The 16,088-nt window shown below is 38.1% G+C and carries 19 protein-coding genes and 1 pseudogene; 6 read left to right on the forward strand and 14 right to left on the reverse strand.

What is annotated here, in order from left to right; translation table 11 throughout:
- Nucleotides 1-114 precede the first annotated feature (114 nt).
- The 8 genes from glyA to IGL70_RS10395 form a co-directional block, all read right to left on the reverse strand.
- Nucleotides 115-1,359, reverse strand: coding sequence for a serine hydroxymethyltransferase (gene glyA, locus IGL70_RS10360; protein WP_002294099.1), 1,245 nt, complete (start codon nucleotides 1,357-1,359; stop codon nucleotides 115-117).
- 16 nt (nucleotides 1,360-1,375) lie between these two features.
- Nucleotides 1,376-1,504 (reverse strand): hypothetical protein, encoded by a 129-nt coding sequence (locus tag IGL70_RS10365; protein WP_002322641.1) that lies wholly within the window; start codon nucleotides 1,502-1,504, stop codon nucleotides 1,376-1,378.
- A 29-nt stretch (nucleotides 1,505-1,533) separates the two neighbouring features.
- Nucleotides 1,534-2,559, reverse strand: a complete 1,026-nt coding sequence (locus IGL70_RS10370) for an L-threonylcarbamoyladenylate synthase (RefSeq protein ID WP_002318664.1) — start codon at nucleotides 2,557-2,559, stop codon at nucleotides 1,534-1,536.
- A gap of 21 nt (nucleotides 2,560-2,580) precedes the next feature.
- The gene (locus IGL70_RS10375; RefSeq protein ID WP_002300130.1) at nucleotides 2,581-2,760 is read right to left on the reverse strand and encodes a hypothetical protein; all 180 of its coding nucleotides are present in this window, start codon (nucleotides 2,758-2,760) and stop codon (nucleotides 2,581-2,583) included.
- Nucleotides 2,753-3,592, reverse strand: a complete 840-nt coding sequence (gene prmC / locus IGL70_RS10380; protein WP_002294103.1) for a peptide chain release factor N(5)-glutamine methyltransferase — start codon at nucleotides 3,590-3,592, stop codon at nucleotides 2,753-2,755. Before prmC ends, IGL70_RS10375 begins: the two co-directional genes overlap by 8 nt.
- A complete protein-coding gene (gene prfA / locus IGL70_RS10385) occupies nucleotides 3,585-4,658 on the reverse strand; it encodes a peptide chain release factor 1 (RefSeq protein WP_002289676.1) in 1,074 nt (357 codons plus the stop codon). Before prfA ends, prmC begins: the two co-directional genes overlap by 8 nt.
- A gap of 2 nt (nucleotides 4,659-4,660) precedes the next feature.
- The gene (locus IGL70_RS10390) at nucleotides 4,661-5,245 is read right to left on the reverse strand and encodes a thymidine kinase (RefSeq protein WP_002289675.1); all 585 of its coding nucleotides are present in this window, start codon (nucleotides 5,243-5,245) and stop codon (nucleotides 4,661-4,663) included.
- 105 nt (nucleotides 5,246-5,350) lie between these two features.
- Entirely contained in the window at nucleotides 5,351-5,815 is a 465-nt protein-coding gene (locus IGL70_RS10395) for a GNAT family N-acetyltransferase (protein WP_240186782.1), read from the reverse strand.
- Between the two features lie 105 nt (nucleotides 5,816-5,920).
- Between IGL70_RS10395 and IGL70_RS10400 the strand changes: the two genes are divergently transcribed.
- The gene (locus IGL70_RS10400) at nucleotides 5,921-6,523 is read left to right on the forward strand and encodes a class I SAM-dependent methyltransferase (protein ID WP_002289673.1); all 603 of its coding nucleotides are present in this window, start codon (nucleotides 5,921-5,923) and stop codon (nucleotides 6,521-6,523) included.
- Between the two features lie 103 nt (nucleotides 6,524-6,626).
- On the opposite strand, the gene lepB is transcribed toward IGL70_RS10400, so the two are convergent.
- From lepB to IGL70_RS10420, 4 genes are all read right to left on the reverse strand, one after another.
- The gene (lepB, locus tag IGL70_RS10405; protein ID WP_002294105.1) at nucleotides 6,627-7,196 is read right to left on the reverse strand and encodes a signal peptidase I; all 570 of its coding nucleotides are present in this window, start codon (nucleotides 7,194-7,196) and stop codon (nucleotides 6,627-6,629) included.
- 229 nt (nucleotides 7,197-7,425) lie between these two features.
- The gene (locus IGL70_RS10410; protein ID WP_002302142.1) at nucleotides 7,426-8,193 is read right to left on the reverse strand and encodes a DUF6681 family protein; all 768 of its coding nucleotides are present in this window, start codon (nucleotides 8,191-8,193) and stop codon (nucleotides 7,426-7,428) included.
- Complete coding sequence (locus IGL70_RS10415; RefSeq protein WP_002294107.1) at nucleotides 8,190-8,669, reverse strand: hypothetical protein; 480 nt, start codon at nucleotides 8,667-8,669, stop codon at nucleotides 8,190-8,192. Before IGL70_RS10415 ends, IGL70_RS10410 begins: the two co-directional genes overlap by 4 nt.
- 124 nt (nucleotides 8,670-8,793) lie before the next feature.
- Nucleotides 8,794-9,531 carry an epoxyqueuosine reductase QueH gene (locus tag IGL70_RS10420; protein WP_002287242.1) on the reverse strand — a complete coding sequence of 246 codons (738 nt, stop codon included), beginning with the start codon at nucleotides 9,529-9,531 and terminating at the stop codon, nucleotides 8,794-8,796.
- A 160-nt stretch (nucleotides 9,532-9,691) separates the two neighbouring features.
- Here IGL70_RS10420 and IGL70_RS10425 point away from each other — a divergent pair, with 160 nt between their 5' ends.
- The 5 genes and pseudogenes from IGL70_RS10425 (at nucleotide 9,692) to IGL70_RS10445 (ending at nucleotide 14,424) form a co-directional block, all read left to right on the forward strand.
- Nucleotides 9,692-9,817: a hypothetical protein gene (locus IGL70_RS10425; RefSeq protein ID WP_275887723.1), complete on the forward strand. Its 126-nt coding sequence runs from the start codon at nucleotides 9,692-9,694 to the stop codon at nucleotides 9,815-9,817.
- A gap of 63 nt (nucleotides 9,818-9,880) precedes the next feature.
- Complete coding sequence (locus IGL70_RS10430) at nucleotides 9,881-10,840, forward strand: IS30 family transposase (protein WP_002303350.1); 960 nt, start codon at nucleotides 9,881-9,883, stop codon at nucleotides 10,838-10,840.
- 10 nt (nucleotides 10,841-10,850) lie between these two features.
- Nucleotides 10,851-12,158 (forward strand): annotated as a pseudogene (locus tag IGL70_RS10435) (TrkH family potassium uptake protein); the annotation flags it as partial.
- A 222-nt stretch (nucleotides 12,159-12,380) separates the two neighbouring features.
- On the forward strand, nucleotides 12,381-13,733 hold the full coding sequence (locus IGL70_RS10440) for a Mur ligase family protein (protein WP_002287244.1): 1,353 nt from the start codon (nucleotides 12,381-12,383) through the stop codon (nucleotides 13,731-13,733).
- Entirely contained in the window at nucleotides 13,726-14,424 is a 699-nt protein-coding gene (locus IGL70_RS10445; RefSeq protein ID WP_002287245.1) for a type 1 glutamine amidotransferase, read from the forward strand. The genes IGL70_RS10440 and IGL70_RS10445 overlap by 8 nt, the downstream gene beginning before the upstream one ends.
- A 61-nt stretch (nucleotides 14,425-14,485) precedes the next feature.
- On the opposite strand, the gene IGL70_RS10450 is transcribed toward IGL70_RS10445, so the two are convergent.
- Both IGL70_RS10450 and IGL70_RS10455 read right to left on the reverse strand, forming a co-directional pair.
- Nucleotides 14,486-15,637, reverse strand: coding sequence for a mannitol-1-phosphate 5-dehydrogenase (locus tag IGL70_RS10450; protein ID WP_086325033.1), 1,152 nt, complete (start codon nucleotides 15,635-15,637; stop codon nucleotides 14,486-14,488).
- 12 nt (nucleotides 15,638-15,649) lie between these two features.
- Nucleotides 15,650-16,087 carry a PTS sugar transporter subunit IIA gene (locus IGL70_RS10455; protein WP_002287247.1) on the reverse strand — a complete coding sequence of 146 codons (438 nt, stop codon included), beginning with the start codon at nucleotides 16,085-16,087 and terminating at the stop codon, nucleotides 15,650-15,652.
- Nucleotide 16,088: the final 1 nt, after the last annotated feature.

Raw genomic sequence — 16,088 nt, forward strand, 5'->3', positions numbered from 1 at the left:
TACACCTCATATACTAGAGAGCATCACCGATATTGTCAAAGAATCCGTTTTCCCAAAAAATAAACAGAAAAGCCCAACATTGAACTTTTCTGTTTACTAATGGAATTTAAATTTTTATTTTTTATGCAACGGAAATTTTTCAGTTAATTCGCGTACACCTGTTTTGACTTCGTCTAGTTGAGCGTTATCATCTTTTGCTTGTAATGCTTTGACAACTAGTTCAGCCACTTTTACAGCATCTTCTTCTTTGAACCCGCGAGTAGTGATTGCTGGCGTGCCGATTCGAATACCGCTTGTTTTGAATGGACTTAGTGTTTCAAAAGGAATCGAGTTTTTATTTACAGTGATATTCACACTGTCCAAAATGCTCTCTGCTTCTTTTCCATTTATACCTAACTCGCGAACATCGATCAACATCAGATGATTATCTGTCGCCCCTGAAATGACTCTGGTTCCAATTGCTTGATTGAAAACTTTGACCATTGCTTTTGCATTGGCGATGATTTGTTCACTATATTCTTTAAATGCAGGATCTAATGCTTCTTTGAATGCTACTGCTTTACCCGCAATCACATGCTCTAGAGGGCCGCCTTGAATACCAGGAAATACCGCACTATTTATTTTTTTTGCTAATGCTTCATCGTTTGTCAAAATCATGCCGCCTCGAGGGCCACGCAATGTTTTATGAGTGGTAGTCGTTGTGATATCTGCATAAGGAACTGGATTAGGATGAAGTCCTGCTGCTACTAATCCTGCGATATGTGCCATATCTACCATCAGTTTTGCGCCTACTTCATCTGCGATTTCTCTGAATTTCGCAAAGTCGATCGTTCGTCCGTAAGCACTGGCACCTGCTACGATCAATTTTGGTTGATGTTTTCTAGCTAAAATACGTACCACATTATAATCAATAACTTCTGTTGTCGGATCAACACCGTAAGCAACAAAGTGATAGGTTTTGCCACTGAAGTTGACTGGTGATCCATGTGTTAGATGTCCGCCTGCGGAAAGATCCATTCCTAAGATCGTGTCCCCTGGTTCTACCAAAGCGAGATAAGCAGCCGTGTTGGCTTGAGAGCCGGAGTGAGGCTGGACGTTCGCAAATTTCGCTCCGAATAATTCTTTTGCACGGTCAATCGCTAAATTTTCAACGATATCGACAAATTCACACCCACCATAATAGCGATGCCCTGGATAACCTTCTGCGTATTTATTTGTCAAGATACTTCCTTGTGCAGCCATCACTGCTTCGGAGACAAAGTTTTCAGAGGCAATCAGCTCCAAATTATGTTCTTGTCTTTCTTCTTCTTTGGCGATCGCAGCCCAAAGATCAGGGTCAAACGTTTTGTAATCTACCACAAACAACAGCTCCTTTTTATTTTCCTACAATTTTATTTTTCCCATCAAAAACAAATTGCCAAATATTCGTATCTCTTCTATTACGATTAGTTACGCTTAGTTTTTCGTTCACTGATAGAAGATTTACTTGATAGCATTGTATCATACTAAAAGAATGCGACAATAACCAATTGATCATTTTTCAAAATAATTTTGTCCTGCTGCTTTTTTCAAGCGATTCATATAAGCATTCCCCAATCCAGTTTCTGGATACACTTGTACAAAAATCAAATCTAATCCAAGTGTTGGTTCATCTAATCCTCTTAGACCTGCAAACAATCCTTTAGCCGCCGCTTCTACTGAGTTGTCGTTATACATATAAACAGCTGCAGTATCTGTCCGCACTTGATCCGCAATTTCGGGGCTTGCTATGACACCTGCACGGATCTTCTTATTTTTTGCCCATTGAACTGCAGTTGACCAATCGCCATCTCTGACCATCAGAACACGTGTATCGGGTGAGTAGTGTTTGTATTTCATCCCAGGGGCTTTTGGTGTTTCATTTTCTTTTACAAGATGCTGATCAATAGCAACAGGAGATTCGATGACTGCTTCGATTTGTTCTTTCGTTACTGCACCTGGTCGTAAAATCATAGGCATGGCTGTTGGATCACTTAAATCAAGAACAGTGGATTCTACACCAATTCGCGTAGCTCCATCATCAATAATCCCGGTAATTTTTCCTTGTAGATCATGATATACATGATCTGCAGTCGTTGGACTTGGTTTTCCCGACGTATTTGCACTTGGACCGACAAGCGGAACACCGGAAAGTTCGATTACTTCTAGTGTTTTTTTGTTATCCGGCATACGAAATGCAGCTGTGGATAATCCTCCCGTCACAACTGAGGGCAAAGTGTCTTTTTTGATCTTAAATATCAAAGTTAATGGTCCAGGCCAGAAGTTCTTCACAATCTTCTCTGCTGCCGGATGAAAGTTGTCCACATACTCTTTTACTTGTTCAAAAGAGGCGACATGGACGATTAATGGATTATCTTGCGGTCTCCCTTTTACAGAAAACACTTTCTTGACAGCGTTTGGTAAAAGAGCGTTGGCGCCCAATCCGTATACTGTTTCGGTAGGAAAAGCAACAAGTTCTCCTTCTTTCAGTGCTTCGGCTGCCTCTTGCAATTCTGTTTCATCATATCGTTTCGTTTCCACAGTTTATCCACAACCCCTTTTTCATACATTCTTATTTTGTCTGAGTTTATCCTCAAGTTTTCCACTGTTTGTGGATAATCTATTTGTCAATAGTGGATAAACTTGTTGATAAACCAAAAAGTCGTTTACATCCTTGTCAAATAAGTGTTTTTTTATAATAAAAAAACAAATAAAAAATTTTTCATCCACAACTTCAACCATAAACTTGGATCATTCGTTCATTGCCAAAAAGATCCTTTTTTATCGCCACTTTTTTATCTGGAAATGCTTGCTGAAATATTTTTTTTACTGCTTCACCTTGGCGAAATCCGATTTCTAAAAAAATCTTTCCATTTGATTTTAGTACGCTTGGTGCTTCAACTGCTATTTTTTCATAAATAGCTAATCCATCGTTCTCAGCAAAAAGGGCCATTTTAGGTTCGAATGACCGGACACTTTCATCCATCAGTTCCCATTCATTCCGACTGATGTACGGCGGATTAGAAATAATCACATCAAATTGCTGATCCATTACTGGTCCTAATGTATCTCCATGATAAAAACTGATTTTCGTTCCTTCTTTCTGAGCATTTTCTTTCGCTACTTCTAATGCTTCTTCTGAAAGATCCACAGCAGATACATGCCAATTTTTTCTTGCTGCTTTCAAACTAATAGCAATTGCTCCAGTCCCTGTCCCAATATCTATCACTTCTAACGGTACACCAGGCGTCTCGTCTAAACACCATTCGACTAACTCCTCTGTTTCTGGTCGAGGGATCAGTGTTGCTTCAGTTACCTTTAACCGATGATCATAAAAATCTGCATATCCTAGCAAATACTGAGGTGGATGATCTGCAAGCAGAAGTCGCAGATCGGTTTCGATCAACCGCTGTTCTTCTTCTGAAATCTCTTCGTTCATATGAAGGAGCCAATCAAGTTTTTTCCATTGTTTTCGTTCCAAAAATAAAAATTGGATACTATATGCTTCTTTCCCATGATCCTCTAAAAAAGAAGAAGCCCGTGACAGGACTTCTCGATAGGTCATTTTACCCATTTTGCATAGCTTCCAGTTTTGATGTTTGATCATACATGATCAATGCATCAACGATCTCATCTAATTTCCCTGCTAAAATCTGATCTAATTTTTGGATAGTTAATCCGATACGATGATCAGTCACACGATTTTGCGGGAAATTATACGTCCGGATCCGTTCTGAACGATCCCCAGTTCCGACTGCTGATTTTCGATTGGCATCATACTCGCTTTGTGCTTCTTGCTGGATCTTATCGTACACACGAGCACGCAAGATTTTCATTGCTTTTTCACGGTTCTTGATTTGAGAACGTTCATCTTGCATAGCAACAACGATCCCTGTTGGTAAGTGAGTCAAACGTACAGCAGATGCTGTTTTATTGACGTGCTGTCCGCCAGCACCTGAAGCATGATAGATATCTGTACGGATATCTTTGTCTTCAATATCGATCTCTACTTCTTCAGCTTCTGGCATCACGACAACTGTTGCGGTGGAAGTATGGATACGCCCTTGCGATTCAGTTGAAGGAACACGCTGGACGCGGTGCGCACCACTTTCATATTTTAATTTCGAATATACGTTGTCTCCGGTGATCATCATGATCACTTCTTTATATCCACCGATTCCGGTAACGTTAGCTTCCATCACTTCTGTTTTCCAGCCTTGTGCTTCAGCATACTTTTGGTACATATTGAAAAGATCGCCAGCGAATAATGCTGCTTCGTCTCCGCCTGCTGCTCCACGGATTTCCATGATGATATTTTTATCGTCATTTGGATCTTTTGGTAAAAGCAAGATCTTGATTTTTTCTTCTAAGACTTCTTTTTCTTTTTTTAATTCAGATAATTCTTCTTTTGCTAGTTCAGCCATTTCATCATCCAGTTTTTCACCAAGCAGTTCTTCTGTATCGGTGATTCCTTGTACTACTTCTTTATAACGACGATAAACTTCGACTGTTTCGCGCGTGTTTGCTTCTTCTTTTGAAAGCTGCATAAAACGCTTTGTATCAGAAATCACTTCTGGGTCACTTAAAAGTTCTCCAAGCTCTTCATAACGGTCTTCAATTGCTTGTAATTGATCGTACATGCTTATTCTCCTTCTGTAATCATTGATGGGTGAAAGTAATGTTTTCGACAAACGGGGTAATAAGCTTCATTTCCGCCAATTTGCACTTGATCGCCTTCATAAACAGGGTTTCCATCAATATAATGTAAATTCATGATTGCTTTTTTGTGGCAGAACCAACAGATTGTTTTCATTTCTTCGATTTTGTCTGCATAAAGCAATAAATATTTTGATCCTTCAAATAACTCGTTTCGAAAATCATTTTTCAAACCAAATGCCATAACCGGAATATCCAATTCGTCCACAATTCTCGTAAAAGCAATGACATGTTTCTTTTTTAAGAATTGCGCTTCATCGATCAGCACACAATAGGGTTTGCTTTCCATTTTCTGAATTACGTCAAATACGTCTGTTTCTTCAAATATCGGCATCGCATTACGTTTCAGTCCGATTCGGCTTGAAACAACGCCTAAACCATCTCTTGTATCAATACCGCTTGTCATTAAGACAACTGGCTTATTTTGTTCTTCATAATTATGTGCGACTTTTAGGATCTCGATCGTCTTGCCGCTATTCATTGCGCCATACTTAAAAAATAGTTGTGCCATGCTCTTTTTCACCTTCCAGTTTGTTCCTATGGTATTATACTTGATTTTCAGCATTTTTTACAGTGAGAATTTTCATCAAGCACAGATTAGTATTAAATCTATTGCTCACTTTTGTTCCAATTTTTTGACAAGAACTAAACATGGGTTCCATTCATCCCATAAATTTGGAAAAACTTCCAACCTTGAAAATCCTAATGATTCGTAGAAACAAATAGTTTGATCATATATAGAGTAGTGCCCCTCGTCTACAGTCTTCACTTGCAAATATTTGTAATGTTTTGCTGCGTAACCTTCTGCTTCTTTAAAAAGTTTTGTTCCTAATCCTTGGTGATGATAGTCTTTTTTTATTCCCATACAATAGATTTCGGCAGTATCTTCACTTGTCTGTGAAAGAGCGATAAAGCCTAAATATTCTTCTTTTCTTTTTTCACACCATAAAGGTAGTTTACTTGATTCCTCGATATATTTTTCCGTTGATTCAGGAAGCCCAAACCACTCAGGCAAGTCTAGTAATATTTCTCGGACACACTTTCCTTTTTCCTCTCTATCTTTTACAAACGATATCGGCATATTCTTTCTAGATTCTCCCTTTTTGAATTGAGTATAGCATGCTTTCTTTCTTTTCACGTGCTATAATAAGTTAAAATTTCAAAGTTTTACGTAAGGAGCTATTTGATGACAAAAAATATTTTTGATTCCATCGCTAACCATTATGATTCCCCTGACCGTCAAGCATTAGCCAAGATTATTCGCGAAGAACTAACTACTTATCTACCGCGCGACAGCCACCAAAAAGTCCTGCTGGATTACGGAGGCGGAACTGGGCTTGTTAGTTTACCGCTTGCGGAAAGATTCAAAGAACTGATCATTGCCGATGCTTCAGAAACTATGCTGAAAATGGCAGAAGAAAAGATCCAAGCAGCAGATCTGAAAAATGTCCGAACGATCCACGCTGATGCTTCTGTCGAATTTCCTGCTGTCCAAGCTAATCTCATCCTTCTATCACTTGTACTTTTACACATTCCTGATACGGAGAATATTCTTACAAAACTTTATGAAATTTTAGCTCCTGGCGGTCAATTGATCATCGTAGACTTTGACAAGAATGAACAAATTAGTCATCCGAAAGTCCATAATGGCTTTAGCCAAGAAGAATTGAATAATCGATTGGAAAAAACGGGCTTTGTCTCTGCTACTAGTCATACCTTCCATCGTGGGGAAAAGCTATTTATGAACAAAAACGCTTCGCTTTTCTTATCCATCAGCCAAAAAGCTTAAAATGAGATTGCAAAAAAAGTGAGCAACTCCAAGAAATAAGAAGGAATTTTCGGAAAAAGAAGCTGTGACAAAAAACATGTCACAGCTTCTTTTTATTTTTTCATCACATGATTTTAATTTCTGAAAGAGGCCAATAACGGAAAACAACTTTTCCTTGGATCATATCTTTGTCGACTAACCCAAACATTCGGCTGTCTTTTGAAATCAAGCGGTTATCGCCTAGAACAAGATACTTTCCTTTTGGCACAGTATATTCAAAGTCACTCGTAAAGGTGGATGAACTTTCTGCTTGTGCTTGGAATCCTGAGCTATAAGCATATTCTCCTTGTAACTTATCTTCTGAAAATTCTTTTTTGAACTCATCCAGATAAGGTTCATCATACTTTTTGCCATTAATGGTCAACTGGTCATTTTCCATCTTGACTGTATCTCCAGGCATACCGATGATCCGTTTAACAATCATCCGTTCTTCATCCCCCGGTTCCTTTGTAGTAATAATATCCATTCGTTCATAGTTTGAGATCTTAGATGAAATCAATCGTTGTCCATCACTTAATGTAGGGTCCATCGAATGCCCGTTTACAGTAACTGGTGTAAACACGTACACTCTAGCTAATAAAATAGCCGCTAATACAAGGATCAAAATCCCCCAATTTTTCAAAAATTCTTTCACAGCTTACCTCCTACTTGTATTTTCCTCGTTATTTATTACGTTTTTTCACAATACTTCGTTGTACTTTCTTTATTCTACAATGTTTATAAATGAAAGGAAAGAATAAGTGATGTGTTCGTCTTATCTTTCTCGTTATATAAAAAAGGAACGTGACAAAAGACGTGTCACATCCCCCTTATTCCGAATAAACGTTTTTATCGCAACCACTGATACACGGCGTTTCATCACATTATGAATGTCTTCTTCTTTGGCTACGACTATAAACCACTGGTTCTTCCTGCGACTGTGCCTTTTTTGCAATCAATTTCAGACGATAAGGCTCATGATAGCGTAACCCGTCTTTGACAAAATCACCGCCGACGATGAACAATCCGACAGGTTCCAATGTGTCTTCTGTTGAGTCAAGTCGAATGGTCCCTACTTTTTCCATGTCCGAGTAGCTTCGTCCAATATTTAGAACATACTCTTTCTCTCCTGTTTTCTTGACATAGTAATAAGGATACAATGTATTTCTATCGACCAGAAATCCATCCATGCGACCGAGTTCATTTGTTTTGATCTCACCATTTCCAATCAAATACCGCATATTCTCGGCTAATTTTAATTGATAATCTTCGTCATAAGAAACCATGACCTCTTGTGTATTCACTTTATCGATCGAATTTCCATTATCTATCGATTCTTCTGTCTGGATGTTGAACGCTTCATCAGGTAAATACTTCACAAAAAGCTGAGTGACATCGGCTTTCGTGTTTTTATCTAAAAAGTAATAAAATACATTTAAAACAGTAAAATAAACAAGCACTAGAAATGCAAGTCCATATAAGAAAAATTGAAGATAGTTTTGGTTTTGCCAAAGTCCATAAACAATTCTCAATAAATAAAGCGTGGGAATCACACTTAAAATCGTATATCCACGGTTAAGATATTTAGGACTGATGTCTAAATAGCCAAGGAATTTATGCACCCCGTTGATAAGGTCTAGTAAAAATGTCATTGAGAATCACCTGCTTGCTGGTTATACGTTTGGGTATTTCCTGAATCTTGGTTTTGCTGTGCTGTACGTGCTGCATCATCATTTTGCGTGTTATCATCTACAGTCGTACTGCTTGGTATCGTTTCGGAGCTAGCACTTGTATCCGGACTTGTACTTGGATTGGTTGAATCCGATGGAGTGCCATCTGGTACCGTATTACTTGTTTCGCTTGAGCTGTCAGTTGTATATGTCTCATCATACGACGAACTAGTTGTTGTATCGTCCCATGTACTTGTCGTAGTGGTTTCATTCAAACTTTCCGTTGTTGTTGGTTCAGATGTCGAGACTGAAGTAGTTGGTGTTGTTTCTTCTACAGTACTAGAACTTGAACTTGGTGCACGGTAGCTGGAACTATTCACAATACCTGTAGTAGTCGCGACAATCGTCGAGATTGTTAATACAGCGATTGGCTTCAAAATAGGTGCTACTTTTCGCATCTTATCTCTTCCTTCATTGAAATTTATTCTTGTTTCCTTACTTTACTACGGACAAATTATACAGTCTACCTTATTTCTACCATAAATTCTTTATTTTTTTCTTACGTTTTTCCGAAAGATTTCTTTAATTTTCCTCAAAAACTACGGTTGATGTTTTTAAGTAAGCTTTTGCTTCCCGATTGATTTCTTTCAGATCGCATCCTTGCTGCTTGGCAGCGAACACGCAACCACAATAACATTGGCGATAAATATCATACTCTTTGCACATTTGCAAAGAGCGTTCATAGCCTTTGTTTTTCTTGAAATCACTTGGCAAGTATTGTGTCCCGTAAATCTTTTGGATATCCATTCCGATCTGATTGATCAAAGCTGCATTTTTCTTTGGCGAGATGGTCAGGGCACTTCCAAAGTAATCGTATCCTAGTTCTTGCGCTTTTTGCGCAACAAGATCTAATCGCATATTGAAGCATGCACTGCAGCGAGCACCACCTTCTTTTTCGTTTTCAAGATGGTTTGTTAAAACCATTTTGGTGAATTCATTTGGACGGTATTCATCAACGATTAGCGCAACATGATGGTCAGTTTTCTCATTAAATTGGTCTACAAATCGTTTTTGTTCATGTAATCTTCGCAAATACTCACTTTTAGGATGAATATTCGAATTTGAAAAAAATAACGTGATCTCTGCATATTGAGACATGAATTCCAATGTGTGCGTACTGCAAGGAGCACAGCATGTATGTATTAATATCTTAGGCTTTACTTCTTCTTTCTCCCATTGCATGATCATTTTTTTCAGAACTGTATCATAATTTATTTTTTGATTTTTCATTTTCTCTACGATTTGTTGAGCATTAATCAATTTGTTATTCCTCCTCCTTCTTTTTTCTAGGATTTGCCTTATTATAAGCCATTTCTATTTTAATCGAAAGCTGTATTGTTATCTGTTTAATAATTTCTTTGAGTATTCCTAATTCCCCTTGTATACTGGTAGAAACGACTATTGTCAGGAGGATAGTACTGTGCATGTTGATTTATTCTTTCGAAGGCTGCAGCGGCGAGGACAGAAGTTTGCTGCCAATCATTTCTCATCGATCCAAATCATCGTTTTTTATTACGCCGATTGTAAAATTAAGCTAGACAACTAAAAAAAGTCATTTGTGCTACACTCAAAATAGTTCCGACGAAAGAATTATAAGGAGTGAGTACAAATGACCTATAACCATCTTACACCAACTGAACTCGTAATGATAGAAGCTTATTTCAATCAATCACAACCTGTTTCAAAAGTAGCCAATCTGTTACAACGTTCTCGACAAACTATTTATAAGGTCTATCGTTTTCTTAAATCTGGTGGAAGCGCAATGAGCTACTATAAACAATATAAGAAAAACAAACGTAACTGCGGAAGACATCCGATTGTTTTACCTGATGAGCAACAGGAATACATTCAAAAAAAGGTTGTTCAAGGGTGGGCTCCTGATGTCCTTATTGGTCGAGCAGAGTTTCCTATTGCTTGTTCGGTACGCACACTGTATCGAATGTTTAAAGATAAAACCTTTGACACTCACGATTTACCAATGAAGGGAAAAAGAAAACCAAACGGTCATAAAGAAAAAAGAGGAAAACAAGGGTTTCGCCGGTCAATCCGAGACAGAAAGACAGACTATACCCAGTTTGATCATGAATTTGGTCACCTGGAAGGTGACACTATCGTGGGTGGAAAACATAAAAGCGCGGTCATCACATTAGTTGAACGGCTATCTAAAGTCATCATTACCTTGAAACCCGAAGGCAGACAGGCTAAAGACATTGAAAATAGGCTGAATCAATGGTTTCGTTGTGTCCCAAAAAACTTATTTAAATCCATCACATTTGATTGTGGAAAAGAATTCTCAAATTGGAAAAAGATTAGTAATACCAACGATATTTCAATTTATTTTGCGGATCCAGGAACACCTTCTCAACGAGGATTGAATGAACATTCAAATGGCTTATTACGTAAAGATGGTTTGTATAAAGCTATGGATTTTAATGGTGTATCTGAAACCTTTATCCAATCGGTGGCATCGAAACGAAATCATATTCCTAGAAAATCATTACACTATCGGACACCAATGGAAGTATTTTTGAGTTACGTCACAAAAGATGATTTGTCTAACTTAATTTGACAAACGAAATTATATATTGATGACGGTCTTATCACTCGTTCTATTTTATATGCCGATTTTTCGCGAACCAGATAGCCATGTTTCTTTTGTGGACATGCTGTTCATGGCAATCAGTACAGTGAGTGTGACTGGACTATCGACTTTTGATATCAATTCTGTGTTCAATGATAACGGTATTATACTGCTGGAAATATTATTTCAAGTTGGTGGTTTGGGGATCATGATGATTTCTACTGCTTTTGTCATTTTTTCTAAACGACGGATCACACTGAAACAGCGACAGCTGATCATGACGGATATGAATCAACCGCGTTTGTCTGGTATCGTCCGACTGATTCGGATCACTTTTGCTATTTTAATCTGGTTTCAATTACTTTTTGGGACATTCTTTTCTATTTATTTTTATTACAGAGGCTATTTTGATCGTTGGCGTGATGCCGTTTTTTACGGTTTTTATCAGGCGATATCGGCTGTCACGAACTCTGGGTTTGACGTCACTGGGGATTCCATCAAGCCCTTTGCACATGACTATTTTTTCTTGATCCTGATCATGTTTTTGATTTTTGTCGGAGGAATTGGTTTTCCTGTATTGATGGAGTGCCGGGAATGGCTATTATACAAACGTTCCAATGCGAAGCTTCCGTTTCGTTTTTCCTTGTTTACCAAATTAGCTGTGTTAGCTTTTGTTATCTTGTTTGTTTCGGGAACTGTCTTGATTTATCTATTGGAAAAGGACCATTTATTCCAAGATTCCAATATGAGTGTCAAATGGATCAATTCGATGTTTTATTCGATTACGACTCGTAATGCTGGTCTGCAGATTCACGATTTGGGTGATTTTCAAATCACGACACTGATCATTTTTTCTTTACTGATGTTTATCGGATGCAGTCCTAGTTCTGTAGGCGGCGGGATTCGAACAACTACTGTAGCAATCATCGGTTTGTATCTATATTCCTTCCTCAAAAGTGAAGATAACATCAATATTTTTGGACGGAGAATCGATCAAGATGATGTGCGAAAATCAGTCGTTGTCTTTATGCTTTCTCTTGGTATGTGTTTCTTTTGTATCGTTTTTTTATCTGCTACAGAAGAACAAACGCTGATCTCGATCATCATCGAAGTAACTTCTGCGTTTGGAACAACTGGTTTATCTTTAGGGATTACCGGAGACTTGTCTGTTGTGGGCAAAATCACGATTGCTGCACTGATGTTTATTGGGCGGATCGGAATGCTATATACATTGATGTTATTCGTACCAAAAGAAACACGAGATCTAGGCTATGAATATCCAAGCGAGAAAATTATTATCGGTTAAAATGGGAATATAGGTAAGAGGGAATAATAAAATCACAGCAGCTTGAAACAATCATTTTGTTTCAAGCTGCTTTTTTGTTAAATCATGCGATTTTGTCCGATTTCATGCACTTTCAGCCGTAACCTTTTCTTAAGAATAAGAAAAGCAATTTAACCTTTTTTTCAACATATGGTATGATTAGTTGAATTTATTCGTCAGCAAATCGTTTTTGGAGGTTACATAATGGGAATACGCAGTCATTTTGCGATTGCAGTTGGAAAAACGTCGCAATGGGCATTAAAAACTTTTTTTAAAGGCGGATCAAGTTTACCAGGTAAACTAGCGCTGAAAGTCGATCCACATATACTAGATAGTTTGGCAAAAGACTACCAAGTCGTCGTTGTCACCGGAACAAACGGTAAAACATTGACTACCGCTTTAACAGTCAATATTTTGCGCCAGCAATTCGATGAAGTTCTAACCAACCCTACTGGTGCGAATATGGTACAGGGAATTGTATCGACTTTCTTGCAGGCAAAACCAAAAAAAGGACAGAAAAAGTTTGCTGTCCTAGAAATAGATGAAGCAAGTTTGAGCAAAGTCACAGAATATATGAAACCAGAACTGTTCTTATTTACAAATATTTTCCGTGATCAAATGGATCGGTATGGAGAAATCTATACGACCTATAAAATGATTGTAGACGGTGCCGCAAAGTCACCAAATGCAACGATTATCAGTAACGGTGATTCACCAATCTTCAATTCTATCGAAACAGTCAATCCTAGAAAATATTATGGCTTTGACCATGAAGAAGATCGTGAACAAATGGCTCATTACAATACAGACGGTGTCTTATGTCCAAATTGTCATCACATTTTGCATTATAAAATGATCACTTATGCAAACTTAGGGAAATATTACTGTCCAAATTGTGACTTCAAACGTCCTGAATTGGATTATCGATTAACTGATATGGTACGGATGGACAATGTGTCAGCAGATTTCGTGATCGATGGTCATGAATACGGAATCGAAGTTGGCGGTATGTATAATGTCTACAATGCTTTAGCAGCTACTGCAGTGGCAGAGTACTTCAATGTCGATCCTGATAAAATCAAACAAGGTTTAGGATATGACGAGAAAGTGTTCGGCCGACAAGAAGTCATCAATATCAATGGGAAAAAATGTACATTAGTACTTGTCAAAAATCCTGTAGGTATCAATCAAGTAATCGATATGATTGGTCTAGCTCCTTATCCATTTTCTTTAGTGGCTTTATTAAATGCCAATTACGCAGACGGAATCGATGTCAGCTGGATTTGGGATGGTAATTTTGAAAACTTTGCCGATATGGATATCCCAGCTGTTATTTCTGGAGGAGACCGTCATACAGATATGACTTTACGTCTAAAAGTTGCCGGGATTCCAGAAAATAAATTGACAGAAACAAAAGAATTACCAGAAGTAATCGAAAAAATCAAAGAATTGCCAACTGAGCATGTCTATATTTTAGCTACTTACACTGCTGTATTGCAGCTTCGTAAAGAACTAGCTGCTCAAGGATTTATCAAAGGAGGAATGAACCGTGGCTAATTATGAACTCAATATCGCCCACCTTTATGGAAATTTGATGAACACATATGGTGATAACGGAAACCTTTTGATGTTGAAATATATAGCAGAAAAAATGGGGGTTTCTTGCCATACGGAGATCGTTAGCATACATGAACCTTTTGATGCTGATAAATATGACTTGGTTTTCTTTGGCGGTGGTCAAGACTTTGAGCAATTAATCATTTCAAAAGACATCCAGAAAAAGAAAGATTCTTTGATCAACTATATCGAAAATGATGGCGTCATGTTAGCCATTTGTGGTGGCTACCAATTGCTAGGTCACTACTACATGGGAGCTAATGGAGAAAAGATCCAAGGAATCAGTGCACTGGATCACTACACGTTAAGTCAGGAAAATAACCGGTTTATCGGTGATATCGTTATCCATAACGAAGAATTCAATGAAACTTATTATGGATTTGAAAACCACAATGGTCGGACTTTCTTAGGTGAAGGTGAACGACCTTTGGGGAAAGTGGTACAAGGTCAAGGAAATAATGGTGAAGACCAATCTGAAGGTGTCATTTACCGAAATGTCTTCGGTTCTTATTTCCATGGACCTATCCTTGCAAGAAATGAGAACCTGGCAGCTCGTTTGATCCGCCTAGCTTTAGAACAACGTTACGGTAAAGAATTGGATCTGCCCTATCTTGAAGGACAAACAGCCTAGTTATTCGAAAAAGGGGAATGTGACAAAAATTTCGTCACATTCCCCTTTTTCGTATCCTATTTTAAGCGACTTGCTTGGCATAACGGTTCACGTTTTGCTTGATATTCCCGATTGTTTTCGGATCATTGATTCCTGTGACTTCTTGAATCAATTGTTCCAAGTTTTCATGGATCTTCATTTCATGCAATTGACGGCTTTGTTCATCTTCAGGATCATAGTAATTAAAAATAATCCCCATTGTTGCCGTCAAATGTGGGCAAGTCAAGTTATGTTCTTGTAGTTCTCTCACTGGACGTGTAAATCTTTCTTGATAACCTAACTTACGTAATGGTGTCCGAGCGACACGTGTGATCGCATCAGAGATATTTTTGTTTTGGAAGCGATGAATGATTTTTTCAATATACGCATGATGCTGCTCTGCATCAAACCCCCATTTGGCAATCAGCAAACTTCCTGTTTCCTGCAAAACTGATTTTAATTGTGCCACAACTAACGCATCTTGCATTGCTTCATCAATGGTCTGGTAACCTAACAAGGCACCTGTATAAGCGACAGTCGCATGACCAGTATTGACACTAAATAGTTTGCGTTCGATATATGGTTCTAGATCATCTACATATAAAACCCCTTTTAATTGGATTTTTTTATTTTTTCTTTGGCTATCGTCAATGACCCATTCTTTGAAAGGTTCCACTTGGACGAATAAAGGATCTTCATGGTGTTGTAATGGGACGATTCGATCGACTGCTGCATTTGGAAAGCCGATATATTTGTCAGTAAATGATGTTTCTGGAAGATATTTATACACTTCTTTTTCTAGAAATGCTGAACCGCCAATCATATTTTCACAGGCAATGATATCTAAAGATGTTGTGTTTCCTTCCTTTTCTCTTTCTTGGATACCTTTTGCAATCAACTCAGCAATAAAAGGTAAGATATTCGGGCCAATGGCGGTAGTAACTAAATCTGCTTCAGCGATTTCTTGGATTACTTTTTCTGGATTTGTTTGATTGTTGATTCCTTTGACATTTTTTACAGTGATTTTTTCTTTTGATTCATCTGCTAATTCGATTTCGTATTCTTTTCTTTCATTTAAAGCATCAATGATCGTGTGATTCACATCTACGAAAGTAATCTCAAATCCATTAGCTGCCAAAACCTCTCCAATAAATCCTCGACCGATATTTCCTGCACCAAAATGTACTGCTCTCATTTTTCTCTCTCCTTAAGCAATTGCTAGATTTTCCGTTACTTCTTCTTTGCTGAGCGCGTCTGCTAGCTGGACAACATTGTCCATATCACTGCAATAAAGTGCGATTTGCTGTACAAGTTGCAAATGCTCATCTCCGACTCCTGCAATACCGAACAAAACAGTCGCAATCTTTTCTTCTTCTTCGGTACCAAAATCTACACCATCTGGTACTTGAACGACACAGATGCCGGATTTTTTCACATATTTTTTTGCTTCATCTGTTCCATGAGGAATCGCGATAAAATTTCCCATATAAACAGATAACATTTTGTCTCTATCTACCATGGCATCGATATATTCCTCATCAACGCACCCTGCTTCTACAAGCATCTGACCGCAATAGCGGATCGCTTCTTCTTTGGTTTTAAAAGATCGATTGAGCTCGATCATGTCGAATGGCAAACTTTGCATG

Origin of the sequence: Enterococcus sp. DIV0901a (genome assembly GCF_051711525.1) — a bacterium.
GTDB lineage: Bacteria > Bacillota > Bacilli > Lactobacillales > Enterococcaceae > Enterococcus_B > Enterococcus_B faecium.